Origin of the sequence: Streptomyces sp. NPDC049040, from assembly GCF_043197715.1 — a bacterium.
In the GTDB taxonomy this organism is placed as follows: domain Bacteria; phylum Actinomycetota; class Actinomycetes; order Streptomycetales; family Streptomycetaceae; genus Actinacidiphila.
In genome coordinates this window covers 335,654-357,442 of sequence record NZ_JBICTO010000004.1, presented here as the reverse complement: position 1 = coordinate 357,442, position 21,789 = coordinate 335,654, and the positions used below count along the sequence as shown (strand labels likewise).

At 68.3% G+C, this 21,789-nt stretch carries 12 protein-coding genes and 2 pseudogenes; 10 read left to right on the top strand and 4 right to left on the bottom strand.

What is annotated here, in order from left to right; all coding sequences use genetic code 11:
• Positions 1-18 precede the first annotated feature (18 nt).
• The 3 genes from ACGFMP_RS14085 to ACGFMP_RS14075 form a co-directional block, all read right to left on the bottom strand.
• The gene (locus tag ACGFMP_RS14085) at positions 19-1,476 is read right to left on the bottom strand and encodes a glycoside hydrolase family 76 protein (protein WP_393672486.1); all 1,458 of its coding nucleotides are present in this window, start codon (positions 1,474-1,476) and stop codon (positions 19-21) included.
• A 94-nt stretch (positions 1,477-1,570) separates the two neighbouring features.
• Positions 1,571-1,924, bottom strand: a complete 354-nt coding sequence (locus ACGFMP_RS14080; protein ID WP_393672815.1) for an RICIN domain-containing protein — start codon at positions 1,922-1,924, stop codon at positions 1,571-1,573.
• Between the two features lie 143 nt (positions 1,925-2,067).
• Positions 2,068-4,182, bottom strand: a complete 2,115-nt coding sequence (locus tag ACGFMP_RS14075) for a GH92 family glycosyl hydrolase (protein WP_393672484.1) — start codon at positions 4,180-4,182, stop codon at positions 2,068-2,070.
• Positions 4,183-4,891: 709 nt separating this feature from the next.
• Between ACGFMP_RS14075 and ACGFMP_RS14070 the strand changes: the two genes are divergently transcribed.
• The 10 genes and pseudogenes from ACGFMP_RS14070 to ACGFMP_RS14025 all read left to right on the top strand — a co-directional run bounded on the left by ACGFMP_RS14070 (position 4,892) and on the right by ACGFMP_RS14025 (position 20,684).
• The gene (locus ACGFMP_RS14070) at positions 4,892-7,291 is read left to right on the top strand and encodes a ricin-type beta-trefoil lectin domain protein (RefSeq protein WP_393672482.1); all 2,400 of its coding nucleotides are present in this window, start codon (positions 4,892-4,894) and stop codon (positions 7,289-7,291) included.
• 175 nt (positions 7,292-7,466) lie between these two features.
• A pseudogene (locus tag ACGFMP_RS14065) lies at positions 7,467-11,201 on the top strand (GH92 family glycosyl hydrolase); the annotation flags it as partial.
• Entirely contained in the window at positions 11,135-11,371 is a 237-nt protein-coding gene (locus ACGFMP_RS14060) for an RICIN domain-containing protein (protein WP_393672814.1), read from the top strand. The pseudogene ACGFMP_RS14065 and the gene ACGFMP_RS14060, both read left to right, overlap by 67 nt.
• A gap of 62 nt (positions 11,372-11,433) precedes the next feature.
• A complete protein-coding gene (locus ACGFMP_RS14055; RefSeq protein ID WP_393672481.1) occupies positions 11,434-12,546 on the top strand; it encodes a ricin-type beta-trefoil lectin domain protein in 1,113 nt (370 codons plus the stop codon).
• Positions 12,547-12,645: 99 nt separating this feature from the next.
• Positions 12,646-14,124 (top strand): RICIN domain-containing protein, encoded by a 1,479-nt coding sequence (locus tag ACGFMP_RS14050; RefSeq protein WP_393672480.1) that lies wholly within the window; start codon positions 12,646-12,648, stop codon positions 14,122-14,124.
• A gap of 96 nt (positions 14,125-14,220) precedes the next feature.
• A pseudogene (locus ACGFMP_RS14045) lies at positions 14,221-15,387 on the top strand (glycoside hydrolase family 64 protein); the annotation flags it as partial.
• Positions 15,367-15,858 (top strand): RICIN domain-containing protein, encoded by a 492-nt coding sequence (locus ACGFMP_RS14040; RefSeq protein ID WP_393672813.1) that lies wholly within the window; start codon positions 15,367-15,369, stop codon positions 15,856-15,858. The pseudogene ACGFMP_RS14045 and the gene ACGFMP_RS14040, both read left to right, overlap by 21 nt.
• A gap of 379 nt (positions 15,859-16,237) precedes the next feature.
• The gene (locus ACGFMP_RS14035) at positions 16,238-17,830 is read left to right on the top strand and encodes a ricin-type beta-trefoil lectin domain protein (protein ID WP_393672479.1); all 1,593 of its coding nucleotides are present in this window, start codon (positions 16,238-16,240) and stop codon (positions 17,828-17,830) included.
• Between the two features lie 76 nt (positions 17,831-17,906).
• Positions 17,907-18,293, top strand: coding sequence for a ricin-type beta-trefoil lectin domain protein (locus ACGFMP_RS14030; protein ID WP_393672478.1), 387 nt, complete (start codon positions 17,907-17,909; stop codon positions 18,291-18,293).
• Between the two features lie 177 nt (positions 18,294-18,470).
• Entirely contained in the window at positions 18,471-20,684 is a 2,214-nt protein-coding gene (locus ACGFMP_RS14025; protein ID WP_393672477.1) for a ricin-type beta-trefoil lectin domain protein, read from the top strand.
• A gap of 425 nt (positions 20,685-21,109) precedes the next feature.
• On the opposite strand, the gene ACGFMP_RS14020 is transcribed toward ACGFMP_RS14025, so the two are convergent.
• Positions 21,110-21,619 carry a GNAT family N-acetyltransferase gene (locus tag ACGFMP_RS14020; RefSeq protein WP_393672812.1) on the bottom strand — a complete coding sequence of 170 codons (510 nt, stop codon included), beginning with the start codon at positions 21,617-21,619 and terminating at the stop codon, positions 21,110-21,112.
• Positions 21,620-21,789: the final 170 nt, after the last annotated feature.

Genomic DNA, 21,789 nt, shown 5'->3' with positions numbered 1-21,789 from the left:
CCGGGACTCAGCGCTGCCTTATGTCCGGTTCCACTGCTGGTTGGTGCCGCTGTTGCAGGTCCAGATCTCCAGGAGTGTGTTGTTGGCTGTGCCGTGGCCGGTGGCGTCCAGGCACTTGCCTGAGCCGGTGTTGACGACGGTGCCGTCCGGGCGCAGGCTCCACTGCTGGGCGCTGGTGCCGTTGCAGTCGTAGATCTGGACCGGGGTGCCGTCGGCGGTTCCTGCCGAGCGGACGTCCAGGCACTTGTTGCCGTAGACGGTCAGACTCGATGAACTGCCCGTGGTCCACGACTGGTTGGAGCCGCCGTTGCAGTCCCAGAGGGCGACCTGCGTGCCGTTGTTCTGTGTGGCGTTCGGGACGTCCACGCAGCGTGAGGACTCCTGGCCGCGCAGGACGCCGGTGGAGCTGGGCGGGGGTGGCGTGGTGGTCTGGCCGAGGGCGGCGACGAGTACCTCGGCTGCGGCGGTCTGGGTGCTGGGGGTCCACAGCGCGAAGGGTCCGATGAAGGAGTTGCCCTGCTGGCCTGAGCTGTTGGTGTCATTGGCCAGGATCGAGTTTGCTGTTGTGGCGAGGAACGTGTCGTACTGGGTGCTTTTCGTGGCGGTGGCCAGGGCTCGCAGGTAGCGGGCGAAGATGCCCTTGAAGGCCGAGCCGTCGCCGGTGCAGTTGGGTTCGCAGCCGTCGTAGAGCACGCCGTTGTGGTTGAAGCGTGCGACGGCGGCTGTGGCGATCGTGTTCGCGGTGGTCAGCAGCGAGGTGTCGCCGGTGGCGCGGGACTGCTCGATGAGGCCTTGGAGGATCACACCCTGGTTGTAGGAGTAGTTCGCTGTGCTGAAGGTGCAGTTGGGGACGTTGAGGCCGTCACGGACGAGGTTGCCGCTGATCAGGCCGGAATTCTTGAACCAGTTCCACTCGCTGGTGGCCCAACCGCCATAGGTGGTGTCGCCCGGGATGCGGTTGTGCAGGCCGGCCGTCGCGGCGAGGAAGAGCTCGTTGGCGATCGAGGCCTTGTACTGCTTGGCGGTGCTCCAGTAGACACCGCCGCCGCAGGTGGAGTCCCAGTAGCTGTGCATGTAGTTGGTGGTCGTCTTGGCCATGTTCAGATAGTCGGTGTTGCCGGTGATGTCGTAGGCCTGCAGCCAGACCAGGGCCCACCAGCCGGTGTCGTCGATGTAGTCGTTGGTGAAGTTGCTGTTCTTGGCGTAGGCGCCGGAGATGGCGTAGTCGTAACTCCGGTCGCCGCTGGCCTGCTCGTAGGTCATCACGGTGCTCAGCGACACCGCGGCGGTCCACCAGCCGTTGGCATCGATCCGGCCGTTGCCCGCGTTGTACGACTGCATCAGCACCGCGATGCTGCTCGCCGCCGGCGTCGGCGCGGCCTGCGCACTGCCGACGGTGTTGGGGATCGCAAGCAGCAGGCCGAGCACGGCGATTGCCGCCCGCGCTGCCCATTTCTTCAACGTGATTGGTCTCATGATCTGTTCGCCTTCGGGTGGGGGGGAATTGCCGCCCCGTGTGGTGGCCTTCCGATCTTGGGAGGCCACCACACGGAGGCGGGGAGGCGCAGCGTCAGGAGGGGAGGTTCCAACGCTGGTTGTTACCGCCGTTGCAGTCCCAGATCTCCAGCTGGGTTCCGTCAGTGGTGCTGGCGTTGGGGACGTCGAGGCACCGGTTGGACTGGGGGTTGACCAGGGCTTTGGTGCCGGAGTTGTAGGTCCATTTCTGGTTGTTGCCGCCGTTGCAGTCCCACAGCTCTATGAGCGTGCCGTTGGCGGTGCCCCCGTTGCCGGTGACCTCCACGCACTTGCCGAGCATTTGGAGGGTGCCGTCAGCGGCGACGGTGATCTGCTGTGCGGTGGAGTTGTTGCACGACCAGATCTGGATCTTGTTGCCGTTGGTGTTCGAACCGGTGTTGTCGTCCAGGCATTTGCCGGCGTTGTCGGAGGTGACGAGGCCGGTGCGGGTGGCCGGAGGCCCGGGTGGTTTGGTGCCGCCGTCTCCGTTGTAGGAGGGGGGTACGGAGGATGCCGCGGTGGCCCAGTTGGTGTTGGCGGTGGTGCCCAGCGTCAGGTTGAGGGTGCCGCCGCCGGTGGCGAAGGTGGGGGGAGGTAGGCGTTGTTCCAGGTGGTGCCGTTGAGGGTGGCGGATTGGATGTAGGGGGCGTTGTCGGCGGCGGCGGGGGCGTTGACGAGGATGTGGTTGCCGTTGCCGAGGGTGATGTCGGTGGTGGTGAACAGGGGGCTGCCCAGGGCGAGGTCGGCGGTGCCGGGGGTTTCGGGGTAGAAGCCCATGGCGGAGAAGACGTACCAGGCGCTCATGGTGCCCAGGTCGTCGTTGCCGACGCCCCAGTTGGCGGGGTTGTTGGGCCAGAGTTGGTCTTGGACCTGGCGGACGATCTTCTGGGTCTTCCAGGGCTGGCCGATGTAGTCGTATTCCCAGGGCAGTTCGATGGAGGGTTCGTTGCCGAGGTCGGCGTGGGAGCCGCCGGAGCCGTTGAACTGCGACAGGACGTTGTCGAGGTAGTTGGCGTATTTGGTGTTGCCGCCCATGGCGTCGGCAAGTCCGCGGATGTTGTGCGGGACCGCGCCGGTGTACTGCCAGGAGGTGCCTTCGACGAACTGGTCGCTGCTGGTGGCGTTGAACCCGGAGCGCCACGAGCCGTTCGCGAGTTTGGGCTGCATGAAGCTGCTGGAGGTGTTGAAGACGTTGCGCCAGTCCTGTGCGCGGTTGGCGAACTGCGACTTGGTGGTGGTGTCGCCCAGTGCGCCGGCGAAGGCGGAGGTGGCGAAGTCCTGCGCGCTGTATTCGAGCAGTGTGGCGACCGAGCCGTAGAAGTCGCGGGGGTAGGTGCCGTCGGAGGGGAGGTAGCCGTACTTGGTCTGCAGGTCCAGGCCCATCCGGATGGGGTTGGAGGTGGTGCCCTGCTTGACCATGTCGGCCTTGGCGGTGGCGGTGTCGAAGTTGCGGGCGCCGAAGGCGTAGTAGTCCGCGACGATCGCGGGTCCCGGGTCGCCGTTCATGACCTGGGTCTCGGCGGAGTTCAGCGACCACTTGGGGAAGAATCCGGCTTGCGCGTAGTCGTTGACGAGTGATTGGGCGCTGTCGGAGGCCTGCTGGGGGGCGACGAGTGCTTCGAGTTGGGCTTGGGTGCGGTAGATGTCCCAGCCGGAGTAGGTGCCGTACTGGGCTTTCTGGTTGCCGGAGACGGTGTGGATCTGGTGGTCGAAGCCCCAGTATCGGCCGTCGGAGTCGCTGAGCAGGTTCGGGTGCAGCAGCGAGTGGTAGAGCGAGGTGTAGAAGACCTTCTGCTGGTCGGCGGTGCCGCCGCTGATCGCGATCCTGCCGAGGACGTTGTTCCACGCGTTGTGCGCGGCGGTGCGGGTGCCGTCGAAGTTCCAACCGCTGTTCTCGGCTGCCCGGTTGGCGGTGGCACCGGCGATGGAGACGTAGGACAGGCCGACCTTGGCCTGCACGACGCGGTTGCCGGTGGTGTTGAAGGTGACCGAGTCGCCGCCGTTGAACGTCCCGTTGCCGGTCATCGGCTGGTCGAAGACCATGTCGAAGTACGCGGTGTAGGACGGCGCGGAGGCGCAGAAGAGGCCGGCGTCCACCGAACCGCTGACCTCGGTGCTGCTGACCTTGGTGAAGTGCAGGTTGGTGGCCTTGTCCGCGTTGAGTTTGAACAGGAGGTTGGCCTGGGTGGTGGCGGGGAAGGTGAAGCGGGCCATGCCGGAGCGGGCGGTGGCGGTCAGTTCGGTGTTGACGCCGTTGGCGAGGTTCACCTGGTAGGAGCCGGCGGTTGCGGTCTCCTGGTTGTGGTTGAAGGCGATGGTTGCGTTGCCGTCGATGGCGCCGGTGGTGGGCAGGATGGGGATGTCGCCCATCGCGCCGCAGCCGGGGCCGGAGATGTGGTTGAGACTGAACCCTGTGACAACGTTGTCGGAGTAGGCGTAGTCACCGCCGGGTGGGCGCGAGGGAGTGTCCGGGCTCCACGAGACCATCCCGAACGGGGTGTCCGCACCGGGGAAGGTGTTGCCCCCGTTCGACGTCCCCAGCAGCGGGTTGACCAGCGAGGCAGGGTCGGTCACCACGGCCGGTGCGGCCGCGTGCGCGGCGGTGGTCGGGGCGGCAAGACCCAGGACGATCAGGCAGGTCGCGAGAGGAATACGCCATCGTTTCATCGTTTGCGGCTCCAGATAGGGACAGCCACGGCTGTCACCGGACCGGTGGGGGGTCGGATCCCGCACAGCAAAGGGCAGCCCCTCCGCACCTGTCAACGCAAACGACCGAAATAGCGAACAGGACTCAACAGACATCGGAGGAAAGGTGTTTGAACGTGACGGCACAGCCGAGGAGGGGCCGCACCTGGCGCCGGGGACCCGCGCGCGGCCGGCCCCGCACCACTCGATCGGCGCGTGACCCCAGGTCAGGTGGATGCTGAACGGCGGAACGGCAACGAGTGGTGCCGAGCGGAAATGCCGATGTGTACCGTCGCGCCGGGACCATGGGAGCGCGCTCACGCAGGGTTACGGCCAACGGTTGGCGGTCCAGCAGTCCGACCATATGTCCAGACCATTGACGCGGGCAGGGTCGCTGGCTAGCTTCTGAGAGCGCTCTCCTCTGTCGTCAGTGCGCCCCACCGCAACCGGTTGGATAGTGAGGGAGTTCCCGTGCCTGCCGCTCGCATGCCATACCCCCGGACGACAACGTTGTCAGCGTTGGTCGCCCATCTGGACCGGCTGGCCGTTGTCGAGGCCGGCCGCGCGATTGCGCCGCGCGGAGGGGTGCCACAGGGCTGTTCGGATCTGTTGTCTTGTTAGAAGTCTTGACCGACAAACGAACACGACAACACACTGTGCGGCAATTCCTCTCAGTGAAAGGGTGTCAGCTATGACACGACTATGGAGACTTGCGCCCTTGTGGGTGCTGGCGCTCCTTGCTGCGGTCCTGGCGGTCAGCAGTGTCCCGGCGCAGGCCGCGACCACCACGATCACCGTGGACGGCAGCCAGAGCGGGCGTACGTTCGACGGGATCGGTGCGATCAGCGGTGGTGGTGGGAACTCCCGGCTGTTGACGGACTACCCGGCGGCCCAGCAGTCGCAGATCCTGGACTACATGTTCAAGCCCGGTTACGGGGCGAACCTTCAGCTGCTGAAGCTGGAGATCGGCGGCGACGCGAACTCCACCGACGGCTCGGAGCCGTCGATCGAGCACGCGCGCGGCACGATCAACTGCAATGCCGGGTACGAGTTCTGGCTCGGTGAGCAGGCCGTGGCGCGCAACCCCAACATCGGGCTTTACGGTCTGGCGTGGGCCGCGCCGGGGTGGATCAACGGTGGTTTCTGGTCGACCGACACGATCAACTATCTGATCTCCTGGCTGGACTGTGCCAAGCAGCACAACCTCAACATCAAGTACCTCGGTGGCTGGAACGAGCGCGGCCACGACGCGAACTGGTTCGTGCAGTTGCGCTCCGCGCTCAACTCGCACGGCTACAACAGTGTGCAGCTGGTCGCGGACGACTCCGGGTGGGGCGTGGCCGACGACATGGCCAACAACTCCGCCTTCAACAACGCGGTGTCGATCATCGGCGCGCACTACTCCTGCAACGGCGGCGACGGCGGCGACGCCAAGAGCTGCTCCAGCACCACCGCGGCCAAGAACAACGGCAAGCCGCTGTGGGACTCCGAGAACGGCTCGCAGGACATGAACACCGGCGCTCCGGCGCTGATCAGGTCCATCACCCGCGGCTACATCGACGCGAAGATGGTCAGTTACTTCAACTGGCCGCTGATCGCGGCGATCTATCCGAACCTGCCCTACAACACCGTGGGTCTGGCAACCGCCGGATCGCCGTGGTCGGGCAACTACACAATCGGTGCCAGTACCTGGGCGACCGCGCAGGTCACCCAGTTCACCCAGCCGGGCTGGAAGTTCATCGACTCGGCCTCGGGCTACCTGGGTGGCAGCGAGAACAACGGCACCTACGTCACGGTGAAGTCCAACACCTCCTCGGACTACTCCACGATCCTGGAGACCACGACCTCGACGGGGACGCAGACGGCGAACTTCCACGTTCAGGGCGGCCTGTCCACGGGCACGGTCCATGTGTGGGCGACCAACGTCAACAACCCGAGCAACGCGACATCGTTCATCCACACCCAGGACATCACGCCGAACAACGGCTCGTACTCGCTGACCATGCAGCCCGGTTACGTCTACACCGTCACCACGGTGGCCGGCGGCGGCAAGGGCACCGCGACCGCGCCGGCCGCGCACGCGCTGGCGCTGCCGTACTCCGACAACTTCGACAACGTTGCCACCAATGGTGAGGCGAAGTACCTGTCCGACATGCAGGGCTCCTTCGAGGTCCAGCCCTGCACCGGCCGCACCGGCAAGTGCGTGCAGCAGATGGCGCCGGTCAAGCCGATCGAGTGGCAGGACGACTCCGACTCCTACGCGCTGATCGGTGATCCGACCTGGGCGAACTACACCGTCAGTTCGGACGTGCTGCTGCGCAGTGCCGGCACCACGGAACTGCTGGGCCGGGCCAACACCCAGCAGCGCCCGCAGTCGCACATGAACGCGTACTACCTGCGCATCCGCGACACCGGGCAGTGGTGGATCGAGAAGATGTACACCGACGGCTCGAACCACACCCTGGCCACCGGCACCACCACCGCGCTGGGCACCGGCACCTGGCACAACCTGTCCTTCACCTTCCAGGGCAGCCAGATCAGCGCCAAGCTCGACGGCAACCAGTTCGGCTCGGTGACCGACACGTCGTTCTCCAGCGGGCAGGCAGGCCTGGGCATCCAGGGCTACCGGACCGACCAGTTCGACAACCTCACCATCACCCCCGGCACCGGCGGTGGTACCGGGGGCACCCCGGGCGGCACCGGTGCGGTGGTGTCGGCCAACGGCGGCAAGTGCCTGGACGACAACACCGGTTCGACCACCAACGGCAACAAGATCCAGATCTGGACCTGCAACAACTCCGCAGCCCAGCAGGTCACCGTCGGAAGCGACGGCACCCTCCAGCTTCTCGGCAAGTGCGTGGAGGTCACCGGCAACGGCGGGACCGCCAACGGCACCCTGATCGAGCTGTGGGACTGCAACGGCGGCAACAACCAGAAGTGGACCTACACGGCATCGACCGGTGCCCTGGTCAACCCGCAGTCCGGCCGCTGCCTCGACGTACCGGGCGCCAGCACCACCGACGGCACCCAGTTGGAGATCTGGGACTGCAACACCGGCGCCAACCAGCGCTGGACCGTCCCCACATCCTGACCCCTGCCCCAACCGAACCGGGCGGGCGCGCATCGCGCCGCGCCCGCCCGGGTCCTCGTCTTGCGCCCAGCCGGAGATCTCGACCTGCGACCGCGGCGCCAGCCGGTGCTGGCCACCCCGTGACGTGCCGTCCCTGCCTGTCGGACACCGTTTGCCAGAAGAAAGGTACGACCTCATGAGACACGGCCGATCCCATCGCGCCCTGGCCCGCTCGCTGATCACCGCGGGGCTGGCCTGCGCCCTGACGGTGCCGACGTACGCCCTCACTCTCGCACCCACCGCGACGGCCGCCGAGACGCCCGCGTTCACCACCTCCTTCGAGTCGGGCCAGCCGCAGCCGACCTGGGCCAGCACCGTCGAGGTCAACCCCAACGGAACCAACCGCACGTCCGGGATATCCGGCGGGATGGCCACCACCGTGAACTCCGGCCCGGCCTCCGGCCCGGACATCAAGCCGAACGTCGGCTTCACCGGCCTCAAGGCGCTCCAGTACTCGGGCACGCATACATCGGGCGGCGGCGTGTGGGCCTGGGACAAGCTCTACAACGTCAACATCCCGGTCACCTCGAACCTCCAGCTCTCCTACGAGATCTTCCCCGAGCTGACCCGCAACGACCTGAACTACCCGAGTACGTACGCCGCGGTCGACCTGCACTTCACCGACGGCACCTACCTCAGTGAGCTCTCAGGGCCGGCGCTGGACCAGAACGGGGTGAACCTCAGCCCGAAGGCGCAAGGCACCGGCAAGATCCTGTACGCCAACCAGTGGAACCGGGTGGCCTCGACCGTCGGCCAGGTGGCCGCGGGCAAGACCATCGACCGCATCCTGCTCGGCTACGACGACACGCAGGGCACCGCCAACACCACGCAGTTCAAGGGCTGGGTCGACGACATCACGCTGGGCGCGGCCACGCCGAACACCTCGCCGAGCTTCGCCCAGCACGTCGACACCCGGCGCGGCACCAACGCCTCCGGGTCGTTCTCGCGCGGCAACAACCTGCCGCTGACCGCGGTGCCGAACGGCTTCAACTTCTACACCCCGGTCACCGACGCCGGTTCGTCGTCGTGGGAGTACAACTACGCGTCGCAGAACAACGGCGACAATCTGCCGACGCTCCAGGCGCTGGGCATCAGCCACGAACCGAGCCCGTGGATGGGCGACCGCGACCTGTTCCAGGTCCTGCCGTCCGCGGCCACCGGAACCCCGGACCTGAACAGGAGCAACCGCGCGCTGGCGTTCTCGCACGCAGACGAGACCGCCCAACCCCACTACTACGGCGTGACGTTCAAGAACGGCATCAAGGCGGAGATCGCGCCGGCCGACCATTCCGCGGAGTTCCGCTTCACCTTCACCGGGAGCAGCGGGAACCTGCTGTTCGACAACACCAGCAACGACGGCGGCCTGACGCTGAACTCCGGCGGAACTCTGGACGGCTACTCCGACACCTCGATCGGCAACGGCGCCGGGGCCACCCGGATGTACGTGCACGCCGAGTTCGACCGCACCCCGACCACCGCGACGAAGGTGACAGGGCAGGGCCGTGACAACGTCACCGGCTACGCGAAGTTCGACACCTCGTCGAACAAGACGGTCACGATGCGGATCGCCACGTCCTTCATCAGCCTGGACCAGGCGAAGAAGAACCTGTCGCTGGAGATCCCGTCCGGTACCTCTTTCGACACCATCAAGAACGCCGCCGAGCAGCAGTGGAACGCCAAGCTCGGCAAGGTCGAGGTCCAGGGCGCCGGCGACGACCAGCTCACCACGCTGTACTCGGACCTGTACCGGATGAACCTCTACCCGAACTCCGGCTACGGGAACACCGGCACCGCGGCCGCCCCGGTCTACAAGTACGCGAGCCCCTTCTCGGCGGCGACCGGTTCCAGCACCTCGACCCAGACCGGCGCGAATATCGTCAGTGGCAAGGTCTACGTCAACAACGGCTTCTGGGACACCTACCGCACCGAGTGGCCGGCCTACTCGCTGCTGGAGTCCGACACCGCGGGCCGGTTGGCTGACGGCTTCGTCCAGCAGTACAAGGACGGCGGCTGGACCACCCGCTGGTCCTCGCCCGGCTACGCCGACCAGATGACCGGCACCAGCTCGGACATCGCGTTCGCCGACGCCTACGCCAAGGGCGTCAGCTTCGATGCCAAGGCCGCCTACGACGCGGCAGTGAAGAACGCCACCGTGGTGCCCACATCGGCCGGCGTCGGCCGCAAGGGCCTGGACACCTCGGAGTTCACCGGCTTCACCAACACCAGCCAGGGCGGCAGCATCTCCTGGTCGCTCGACGGCTACATCAACGACTACGGCATCGGCACCATGGCCGCCAAGCTCGCCGCCGATCCCGGCACGTCGGCCACCGACCGCAAGAAGTATCAGGACGAGTCCGCGTACTTCCTCGGCCGGGCCCGCAACTACACCACCGTGTTCAACAAGAACGTCGGCTTCTTCGAGGGCCGCACGTCAAGCGGCGCCTGGCGGGTGTCCGACAGCAGCTTCGACCCCAAGCAGTGGGGCAACGAGTACACCGAGACCAACGCCTGGAACTACGCCTTCACCGTGCCGCAGGACCCCAACGGGCTCCAGTCGCTGTACGGCGGCAGGGCCGGCCTCGAAGCCAAGCTCGACACGTTCTTCAACACCCCCGAGACCGCGGTCGGCGACACCGGCGGTTACGGCGGCACCATCCACGAGATGATCGAGGCGCGCGACGTCCGCATCGGCGAACTGGGCATGAGCAACCAGCCCTCCTTCGGCATCCCCTACGCCTACGACTACGCCGGGGCCCCCTCCAAGACGCAGGCCATCGTCCGGCAGATCCAGCAGCGCCTGTTCACCGGCAGCTCCATCGGCCAGGGCTACCCCGGTGACGAGGACAACGGCGCCACCTCCACCTGGCAGATCTTCAGCGCGCTCGGCTTCTACCCCCTCCAGGTCGGCAGCGACAACTACGTCATCGGCTCGCCGCTGTTCACCAGGGCCACCGTCCACCTCGACAACGGTCACGACATCGTCGTCAACGCCCCGAACAACAGCCGCGACAACGTCTACGTCCAGTCCCTCAAGGTCAACGGACAGGACTGGAACAAGGCGTACCTGACCGGTGCGCAGCTGACCGCGGGCGCCACGCTGGACTTCACCATGGGCGCCCAGCCGTCGAGTTGGGCCGCGGCCGACACCACCCTGCCCGACCAGCTCACCGCAGCCGGCCAGGCGCCGCAGCCGCTCGGCGACACCACCGGCTCGGGCCGCGGCAGCGCCGGCGCCGGCGCCTCGGACGGCACCAACGTGTCGGGCCTGTTCGACGACACGTCCAACAGCCGGGTGACCTTCGCCGGCGCGACGCCGACCGTCACGTACTCCTACAGCGGCGGCACGAGGCAGCAGGCCACCTTCTACACGCTCACCTCCGCCACCAGCGCCGCCCAGGACCCGAGGAGCTGGACGCTCCAGGGCTCCACCGACGGCACCACCTGGAGCACGGTGGACAGCAGGACCAACGAGTCCTTCCCGAACCGGCTGCAGACCCGGCCGTTCAAGATCACGTCCCCCGGCTCCTACTCGTCCTACCGGCTGGCCGTATCCGCGGACAACGGCGACAGCCGTGCCGCACTGGCCGAGATCGAACTCCTCGCCACCGGCAGCCAGGCCCCCGGCGGATCGGGCGGCGCCACCGGCGGCACCGGTCCCGTCGTGTCGGCGAACGGCGGCAAGTGCCTGGACGACAACACCGGTTCGGCCACCAACGGCAACAAGATCCAGATCTGGACCTGCAACAACTCGGCGGCCCAGCAGGTCACCGCCGGCAGCGACGGCACCCTCCAGGTCTTCGGCAAGTGTGTGGAGGTCACCGGCAACGGCGGGACCGCCAACGGCACCCTGATCGAGCTGTGGGACTGCAACGGCGGCAACAACCAGAAGTGGACCTATACGGCATCGACCGGTGCCCTGGTCAACCGCAGTCCGGCCGCTGCCTCGACGTACCGGGCGCCAGCACCACCGACGGCACCCAGCTGGAGATCTGGGACTGCAACGGCGGCAACAACCAGCGATGGACGATACCCGGTTCATAAGCCCCACCCCGCAGGGCCCGCCGGTCGCTCCGGTGGGCCCTGCCCCTGAGGAAGGAGGCACTGTGAAGAGAGTGATGGCGACTTTCGTGACGGCGCTGCTGGCTGCCGGCGGACTGGCGTGGGGAGCCGGCACGCCCGCCGAAGCCCGTACGACCACGCACGTACGGCTCATGCCACTGGGCGCGTCGATCACCGAAGGCTACGGAAGCTCCACGGGCAACGGCTACCGCGGGCCGCTGTTCACCTCGCTCGCGGCGGAGGGCTACACACCTGACTTCGTCGGGAACCTGCGCAACGGCACCATGCCCGACCCCGACCACGAAGGACACTCGGGCTGGCGTATCGACCAGATCGCCGGGATCACGGACGCGACGCTCGCCCGCTGGAAGCCCAACGTCGTGACCCTGCAGATCGGGACGAACGACCTGGCGCAGAGCTACCAGGTGCCGACGATCTCCAGCCGCCTCGACGCGCTGATCGACCGGATCCTCGCCGACGATCCCGGCGTGACCGTGCTGGTGAGCCCGCTGCTCCCCAGCACCGATCCGACCATCCAGGCCAACAGGGCGGAGTACGACCGGCAGGTCCCGCTGATCGTGCAGGCCAAGAAGGCCGCCGGCAAGCACGTGGGATTCGTCGACTCCGGCGCGGTGAAGGCCTCCGACCTGTACGACGACCGGCACCCCGGTGACGCCGGCTACAAGAAACTGGCGGACGCCTTCAACACCGCCCTGCTCGCGGCGGACGACGCCGGCTGGATCAAGCCCCCGGTGCCGAACGGCGGCCCGGTCAGGGCGGGCGTCGGCGCGTCCGGCAAGTGCATGGATGTCAACGGTGCCAACAGCGCCAACGGCACCGCCGTGCAGCTGTGGAGCTGCAACGCAGGCGACGCGCAGTGGTGGACCCTGCGCGCCGACGGCACTCTGCGGGCCCTGGGCAAGTGCCTGGACGCGACCGGGTTCGGCACGGCAAACGGTACGAAGCTGGAGTTGTGGGACTGCAACGGCGGCGCCAACCAGCAGTGGCAGGTGTCGGGCGGCGGATACCGCAATCCGTTGTCGGGCCGCTGCCTTGACGACCCCGGCTTCTCCACCGCCGACGGCACCCGACTGGACCTGTGGGACTGCAACGGCGGCATCAACCAGCAGTGGACGGCACTGCCGGCCGTGCCGTAGGCACCACCGCCGCGGGGCCGGCCCGGCCCCGCGGCTCCACCAGGCGGAATTCCGCGCCCTATCGGAACGGGACGACGACACCACAGGAGGCAGGCACTCATGCCGAGGAACACCGCGCGGCCCCGCAGTGGGCTGCGGCGCATCGTGACCGGGCTGCTGCTCGTGGCCGCGGCCCTGCTGGCACCGCTGCCCGCCGCCCACGCGGCGCCGGTGAGCACGTTCGCCCCTGGCACGGCGTGGAACGACCAGAACGGCAACCCGTTGCAGATGCACGGTCTGGGGATCGTGAAGTCCGGCAGCACCTGGTACGCCTTCGGGGAGGACAAGAACACCGAGAACTCCTCTGACACCTCGTTCCGCTCGATCCCCTGCTTCACCTCGACCGACCTGCGCACCTGGACCTACCAGAGCAGCGCGCTGCCCCGGCAGGCGAGCGGCGACCTCGGCCTGAACCGCATCGTCGAGCGGCCCAAGGTGCTCTACAACGCGTCGACCCGCACGTACGTGATGTACGCGCACATCGACGACCCGGCCTACTCCGAGGCGAAGGTGGGCGTCGCCACCAGCTCCACACCGTGCGGCCCGTACACCTACCGCGGCAGCTTCCGGCCACTGGGCAACCAGAGCCGTGACGAGAGCCTCTTCCAGGACACCGACGGCACCGCCTACCTGCTGACCGAGGACCGCGGGCACAGCACGACACACATCGAGCGCCTGTCCTCGGACTACCTGTCGGTGGCCGCGGACGTCGCCGACGTGGCGGGTTACGAAGCCCCGGCGATGATGAAGTCCGGCGGGCGCTACTTCATCCTCGGCTCCAGCCTGACCGGCTGGAACACCAACGACAACATGTACGCCAGCGCCACCTCGCTGAGCGGGCCATGGAGCGCGTACAACACCTTCGCGCCCGCCGGCACCTCGACGTACAACACCCAGACCGCGAACATCATCCAGGTCAGCGGCAGCGCCGGGACCACCTGGATCTACGCAGGCGACCGCTGGAACCCGTCCGACCTGGCGTCCTCCCAGCTCATCTGGCTGCCGATCAGCGTCTCGGGCAGCACACTGAATATCGGCTGGCTCACCTCCTGGTCGCTGGACGTCTCCGCGGGCACCTGGACCGCGAACTCCTCCGTACCCAGCGCCGCCGACCACGTCCTGACCAGCGCGAGCGACGGACAGGCGATCGACGTCAACGGCGCCTCCACCAGCGACGGCGCCGCGGCGATCCAGTGGCCCACCACCGGCGGCACCAACCAGACCTGGAACCTGCGCCGCGCCTACGGCAACATCTTCAGCCTCGTCAGCGCCAACAGCGGGAAGTGCCTCGACGTGTCCGGCGCCTCCAGCAGCCCCGGCGCGGCCCTTGTCCAGTGGCCGTGCACGGGCGCGGCCAACCAGCTGTGGGCCTTCGACGCTGTCGGCGGCTACACGTCCGCGTCCAACACGTCCTACGTCCTCAGGAGCCTGGGCAGCGGCCTGGTGGCCGACGTGCCGAACAACTCCACCACGGCGGGCACGGCCCTGGGCCAGTGGAACAGCAACGGCGGCTCGAACCAGGTCTGGCACGTCGCCTGACCCCGGCACTCCCCGTACCCCCCGCAACCGCATGGCCCGCACGCAAGTGTCCATCCCCCCACACCAGGAGGCGTCGTGCTCATCGCACGGAAAACACTGACGTCGTTCCTCGTCGCGGCTCTCGCCGCGGCGGGACTCACCGTACTCGCCACCGCACCCGCCGACGCGGCGGTGCCCGACACGATCCCGCTGACGTACACCAACCACTCCGGTCGCAGCGAGCAGATCTGGATCTACGACCTGGGCACCCAGCTCTCCAGCGGCCGGCAGGGCTGGGCCGACGCGAACGGCACCTTCCACGCCTGGCCGGCGGGTGGCAACCCGCCGACCCCGGCGCCGGACGCCTCGATCGCCGGCCCGGCGAACGGACAGTCCGCCACCATCAGGATCCCGAAGTTCTCCGGCCGCATCTACTTCTCCTTCGGCCAGAAGCTGGACTTCCGGCTGACCACCGGCGGTCTGGTGCAGCCCGCGGTGCAGAACCCGTCCGACCCGAACCACAACATCCTGTTCGACTGGACCGAGTACACCCTCAACGACTCCGGGCTGTGGATCAACAGCACGCAGGTCGACATGTTCTCGGTGCCGTACACCGTGGGTGTCTCCGGTTCGAGCGGCACCAGGACCACCGGCACACTGAAGTCCGGCGGCTACAACGCCTTCTTCAACTCCCTGCAGAACCAGCCCGGCGGGTGGGCGGGCCTCATCCAGAAGCGTTCCGACGGCACGATCCTGCGCGCCGTGAACCCCGGCCACGGCATCGAGTCCGGCGCCCTGCCGGCCGGCGTGATGGACGACTACGTCAACCGGGTGTGGTCGAAGTACAGCAGCTCGACGCTGACGGTCACACCCTTCACCGACCAGCCGAACACCAAGTACTACGGGCGGGTCTCCGGCAACGTCATGAACTTCACCAACGCCTCGGGAGCGGTCGTCACCAGCTTCCAGAAGCCCGACTCCGACAGCATCTTCGGCTGCTACAAGCTGCTGGACGCCCCGAACGACCTGGTCCGCGGGCCGATCTCCCGCACCCTGTGCGCCGGTTTCAACCGCACCACACTGCTGACCAACCCCAATCAGCCCGACTCCTCCGCCGCCGGCTTCTACCAGGACGCGGACACCAACTACTACGCCAGGTACCTGCACGCGCAGATGGCCGACGGCAACGCCTACGCCTTCGCCTTCGACGACGTCGGCAACCACGAGTCGCTGGTACACGACGACAACCCGCAGCAGGCGTCCATCACCCTCGACCCGCTGAGCGGGGGCGGGGGGACGCCCCCCTCCGGGCCTGTCGACACCTCGGCCTGGTACAAGCTGGTGGCCGCCCACTCGGGCAAGTGCGTGGACGCCTCCGGTGCAGGGACGGCCAACGGCACCCCGCTGCTCCAGTGGACCTGCGGCGGTCAGGCCAACCAGCAGTGGCAGTTCAGCCCCACCGACAGCGGCTACTACACGATCACCAACCGCAACTCCGCCGCCGACAACCAGGTCATCGACGATCCGGCGAGCTCCGGCGCCGACGGCACCGCCCTGGACACCTGGACCCGGGACGGGGGCGCCAACCAGCAATGGCAGCCGGTGGCCCAGTCCGACGGCCGCTACCACTTCGTCTCCCGGGCCAGCGGCAAGTGCCTGGACATCACCGGCGCCTCCGCGGCTGACGGAACCCTCGTAGAGCAGTGGGCCTGCAACGGCGGCTCCAACCAGTCCTTCCAACTCGCCGCCGGCTGAGCGCCCTCAGCACCAGCGCCCAGCGTAAGGGGACTACCCGTGCAACTCCCTGTTGCAGCCGCCCTGCTGCGGACTCCGGTCCGGCGGTTCACATACCGGCTCGGCGCCGTGCCCGCGTCCCTCCCCGTACGAGGCGCATGAGGTCGACCTCCGGCGTGAACGCCATGCGGGCGGCCGCGCCGTAACCGACCACAAGGCCGTCCCAGTCGCCCCGTTCCGTGGGCTGCCGCCACAGCCGGTGGCGACAGCCGAGGGGCATCAGGGCGGTCACCTGATCTCCCATCCCCCCCCGCACGCCTCGGGTGTGATCACCGCACACCGGTTCTCCTGACCGGTGTGCGGCATGCCCGGTTCGTGACTTCTCGACAGGTGGAAACTCATGAGACAACTCTTCCGACGGGTGGCGGCTTTGGCTGCTGCGGCCGGGATCGCCTTCGCGGGACCAGCCGTCGCGCACGCCGCTGCCTCTCCCCAGGCGGCGACGGGCAGCCGGGCGACGAGCACGCCCGCGTCCTGCGCCAAGCCGCTGTATCCGGGCAGCCCGGTCTGCTATGCGCTGATCCGCACGGATGTGCGCGCCGTGCACGACAACGCGCTCGCCCCACTCGCGACCCCCTCCGGCTACGGTCCGGCGGACCTGCAACGCGCCTACAACCTCGTCTCGGCCGCCGCTTCCAACGGAGGCTCCGCGACGGTGGCCGTCGCGGAGCTGGCGGACAACCCGAACCTCGAGTCGGACCTGGCCACCTACCGTGCGCAGTACGGCTTACCGGCCTGTACCACCGCCAACGGCTGCTTCCGCAAGGTCAACGGCAGCGGCCAGCAGGGCAACTATCCGGCGCCTGACGCCGGTTGGGGTGTCGAGACGTCGCTCGACATCGACATGATCTCGGCGATCTGCCCGCTGTGCCACATCCTGGTCGTCGAGTCCGGCAACCTGGACACGGCGCAGAACACCGCTGTCTCGCTCGGCGCGCACTTCATCTCCAACAGCTGGGGGACCGGTGACAGCGCCGGCAACGCGGACTCCTACTACAACCACCCAGGCGTGGTCGACGTCGCCAGTTCCGGCGACGACGGCTACGGGACGAGCTTCCCGGCCACCTCCCGGTATGTCATAGCGGCCGGCGGCACTACGCTGCGGCAGAGCTCCGGTACCGCGCGCGGCTGGTCGGAGACGGCGTGGTCCGGCGCGGGTTCCGGCTGCTCCTCCTACGAGGCCAAGCCGTCCTGGCAGCACGACACCGGCTGCGGCGGGCGCAGCGTCTCCGACGTCTCGGCCGTCGCCGACCCCGGCACGGGGGTCGCGGTCTACGACACCTACGGGCAGGGCGGCTGGTTCGTCGTCGGCGGCACCAGCGCCTCGTCTCCGATCATCGCCTCGGTCTACGCCCTGGCCGGAGCCCCCGCCGACCCTGCCGCCTCGGTCCTGTACGCGCACTCCGGAAGCCTCAACGACATCACATCGGGCTCCAACGGCTCGTGCAGCGCGTCCTACCTGTGCCATGCGGGCCCGGGCTACGACGGCCCGACCGGCCTGGGAACACCCAACGGCCTGGGGGCCTTCACCGGTGCCGGCAGCGGTTCGTCCGGCGGGACCGGCCCGGTGACCTCGGGGGTGGCGGGCAAGTGCCTGGACGACTTCGCGGGCTCCTCGGCGAACGGCACCAAGGCTGACCTGTGGGACTGCAACGGCACCCCGGCCCAGCAGTGGACCAGCAGCGGCAGCACCTTGACCATCAACGGCAAGTGCCTGGACATCACCGGTGCCGGTACGGCGAACGGTTCGCTGGTGGAGCTGTGGGACTGCAACGGCGGCGGCAACCAGGTCTGGCAGCCGGGCCCCGACAACAGCCTGGTCAACCCCGCCTCCGGCAGGTGCCTGGACGACCCGGGTTTCAGTACCACCAACGGCACCCAACTCGACATCTGGGACTGCAACGGCGGCGCGAACCAGCGGTGGACGCACTGACGGCTCCTCGACCCCGGGCGGGGCAGGCGCTTTCCTCCACGCGCCTGCCCCGCCCGGCCCGGCCTGCGGTATCGCCGTGGGCGATGCCCGGTGGGCACCCGACGAAGGGGCCGACCAGCGGTTCCCACTGCACTTCCCGTATGCGGCACCCTGCAACGGCGCGGCCAACCAGCAGTGGACCGGCGGCAACGGCACCCCGGCCACGCACGCCGGTCCGATCGTGGCAGGGGTCTCGTCCACGCTGTGCGTGGACGACAACTCCGGCAGCGCCGCAGACGGCACCGCGATCCAGCTCTGGGGGTGCAACGGGACAGCCGCCCAGCAGTGGACCGTCGCGGCCGGCAGCACCCTGCGAGTGCTCGGCAAGTGCATGGACGTCACCGGCGCAGGCATTGCGGACGGCACCAAGGTGGAGCTCTACACCTGCAACGGCGGCAGCAACCAGCGGTGGAACCTGCCCTGACCACCCGCGCCCGGGAGGCGGCCGCCCCTCTCCCCGGCAGCGTCCGCCCGACGGGCCGACCGGGGGCAACGGACGCTGCCCCGCCGATGCCGGTGGCTCGCCCGACGGGTGCTCGGCGAGTCGTCACACCGCTCTACCGACCGACCTGATCAGCCCCCACCACAGAAGAGGACTGGCATGAAGAGATTCACGATCGGACTCGCGGCCGCGCTGACGGCCGCGCTGGGCGCGGGCGCCGCACTGCCGGCCGCGGCGAGCACAGGAACGGCGCGGCCGGCCCCCGTCGGCCGGATCAGCGCCGCCGCCACCGCGGGCAGCCCGGTGACCTCCGGCATCGCCGGCAAGTGCCTGGACGTCAACACCGGCAGCAGCGCCAACGGCACCGCGGTGCAGATCTGGTCCTGCAACGGAAGCGACGCCCAGAACTGGACGGCAGCGTCCGACGGCACACTCGACGCGCTCGGCAAATGCCTGGACGCCACCGGCGCGGGCACGGCCAACGGCACCCTGATCGAGATCTGGGACTGCAACGGCGGCGCCAACCAGCAGTGGCAGCCGTACAACGGCGGCTACCGCAACCCCGCCTCCGGCCGCTGCCTCGACGACCCCGGCGCCTCCACCACCGACGGCACCCAACTCGTGCTGTGGGACTGCAACGGCGGCGCCAACCAGCAATGGACCCTCAACGGCGGCACCACGCCGCCGACAGGGAACTGCCCGGTCCAGTCCGACACACCCGACTTCGGCCCGAACGTGCACATCTACGACCCGTCCATGTCGGCCGCCACCATCCAGTCGCAGCTCGACGCCCAGTTCAACCAGCAGAAGGACACCAACACCGCGCAGTTCAGCAACAACCGGGTGGCGCAGCTCTTCAAGCCGGGCACGTACAACGTGAACGACAACGTCGGCTTCTACACCTCGGTGGCCGGCCTCGGCCAGAACCCCGACGACGTCACGTTCAACGGCAACATCACCGTGGACGCCTTCAACGCCTCCGACGCCGGCAACGCCACGCAGAACTTCTGGCGATCCGCGGAGAACCTGGCCATCAATCCCGGCGGCGGCAGCGACCGCTGGGCCGTCGCCCAGGCCGCGCCCTTCCGCCGGATCGACGTGCACGGCAACCTCCAGCTCTACCCGGCCAGCTACGGCTACGCCAGCGGCGGCTACATCGCCGACACCAAGGTCAGCGGCCAGGCCGCGTCCGTCTCGCAGCAGCAGTGGTACACCCGCGACAGCAACCTCGGCAGCTGGGCCGGCGGCGTGTGGAACATGGTCTTCTCCGGAGTGAACGGCGCCCCGGCCAGCTCCTTCCCCAACCCGCCCGAGACCACACTGGCGACCACTCCGGTCTCGCGCGACGTGCCCTACCTGTACGTCGACGGGAGCGGCAAATACCGGGTCTTCCTGCCCTCGCTGCGGACCAACGCCTCCGGCCCGAGCTGGGCGAGCGGCAGCACCCCGGGCAGCTCGCTGCCGATGAGCCAGTTCTACGTCGTCAAGGCCGGCGACACCGCCGCCACCATCAACAACGCCCTGGCGCAGGGCTGCAACCTCTTCGTCACCCCGGGTGTCTACCACCTGAGCCAGACGCTCAACATCACCAGGGCGAACACCACCGTGCTGGGCATCGGCTACCCGACCTTCGTCCCCGACAACGGGGTCAACGCGATGCAGGTCGCCGACGTCGACGGCGTGCGCCTCAAGGGCCTGCTGTTCGACGCGGGCACCACCAACTCCCAGGCCCTGCTCACCGTCGGCCCGTCCGGCTCGTCCGCGAGCCACGCGGCCAACCCGACCACCATCCAGGACGTGTTCTTCCGGGTCGGCGGCCAAGTCGCGGGCAAGGCCACCAACAGCCTGATCGTCAACAGCAGCAACACCATCATCGACCACATCTGGGCCTGGCGCGCCGACCACGGCAGCGGCGTCGGCTGGACCTCCAACACCGCCGACACAGGACTGACCGTCAACGGCAACAACGTGCTGGCGACCGGGCTGTTCGTCGAGCACTACCAGAAGTACGAGGTGGTGTGGAACGGCCAGGGCGGCAAGACGATCTTCTTCCAGAACGAGAACCCCTACGACCCGCCCAACCAGGCCGCCTGGAAGAACCCGGCAGGCCAGAACGGCTACGCCGCCTACAAGGTGGGGGCGAACGTCACCAGCCACGAGGCATGGGGGCTGGGCAGCTACTGCTACTTCAACGTCAACCCGGCGGTGAACAACTACCACGCCTTCGAGGTGCCCAACACCGCGGGTGTGAAGTTCCACAACGCGCTGACCGTGTCCCTGGGCGGCGTGGGCACCATCACCCACGTCATCAACGACACCGGATCGGTCACGGCGTCGAACACCACACCCAGCAACGTCGTGTCCTATCCCTGACCTTCTTCCGGCCCGGGCGCAGCCCGATGCCCTGAGGACCGCGGGCCCGGCCGATGGCACGGCGGGGCCCGCGGCCGTCGATCCGCACCCCGGGCGCGCCACGCTGCTCGGCTGAGCGCTGGTAGGAGGTAGGAGCTCAGACGGACCGGAGGTGTGCGACACCTGCGCACCGTGTCCGCGTGATCCTGCGGGCGGCGCTGATCTCCGCGATCGGGTCACCCTCAATCAGGATCAGGTCCGCGCGCAGCCCGGTCCGGATCCTGCCGTGATCCCACGCCATGAGGAGGTGGTGTCCGAGCTGCACCACCCACCGAGTACCGCCAGGACCTGGTGCACGGCTGCCTGGCCGGCACCGGCCTGATCACGGACGGCCGCCTGACACCGACGCCCGATCGGCGGCCGAGTCCGCGCTGCCGAGCAGGGGCTCAACCGGACGGTGGAACGGAGGACCACTCGCCGAACCACTGCTCGGCGCCGTACTCCTCGAACCGCTCCACCTCGGTGAAACCCAGCTTCGCCGCGAGGCGCATCGAGCGGGCATTGGCGGTCTGGGTGCAGAGCACCACTGGTTCGCCCGGAAGCGCGCCGGCTATCCATTCGAGTGCCGCCGCGCAAGCTTCGGCCGCGTACCCGTATCCCCACGCATGCGGCAGGAACATGTAGCTGAGCTCGGCTTCGCCGGCATCCGGGCGGATGTGTCCCGGACGCTCGGCGTCGCGCCGGTCGAGCGTGACGAGACCGATCATCGCTCCGTCGTGATCGACCACGAATACGCCGGGGCGCCGCCCGGGCACCTCGGGCACCGCACGCTCCAGCTCGTCGCGCCCTCGGGGGCCGCCGAGGTAGCTGCGCACCTCCGGCGAGGCGAACAGCTCGATGAACGCGAGCCGATCCCGGGACTCTGACCCGCGGAGCACGAGCCGCTCCGTCCTGATCGGGGCAGGCGGCCAGGCAGCGGGCTAAAGCTCAGTCATGGCGGGCAACCTATCGAACACCCGCCGGGCAGTAGCCTGGGACAACCGCCGGCGAGCATGTCCGCCACCACCGGGCGTCAGTGCCCGGCATCAGGAAGGTGCAGCGGCAGAGGTGGTGTTCGAGGGACGCG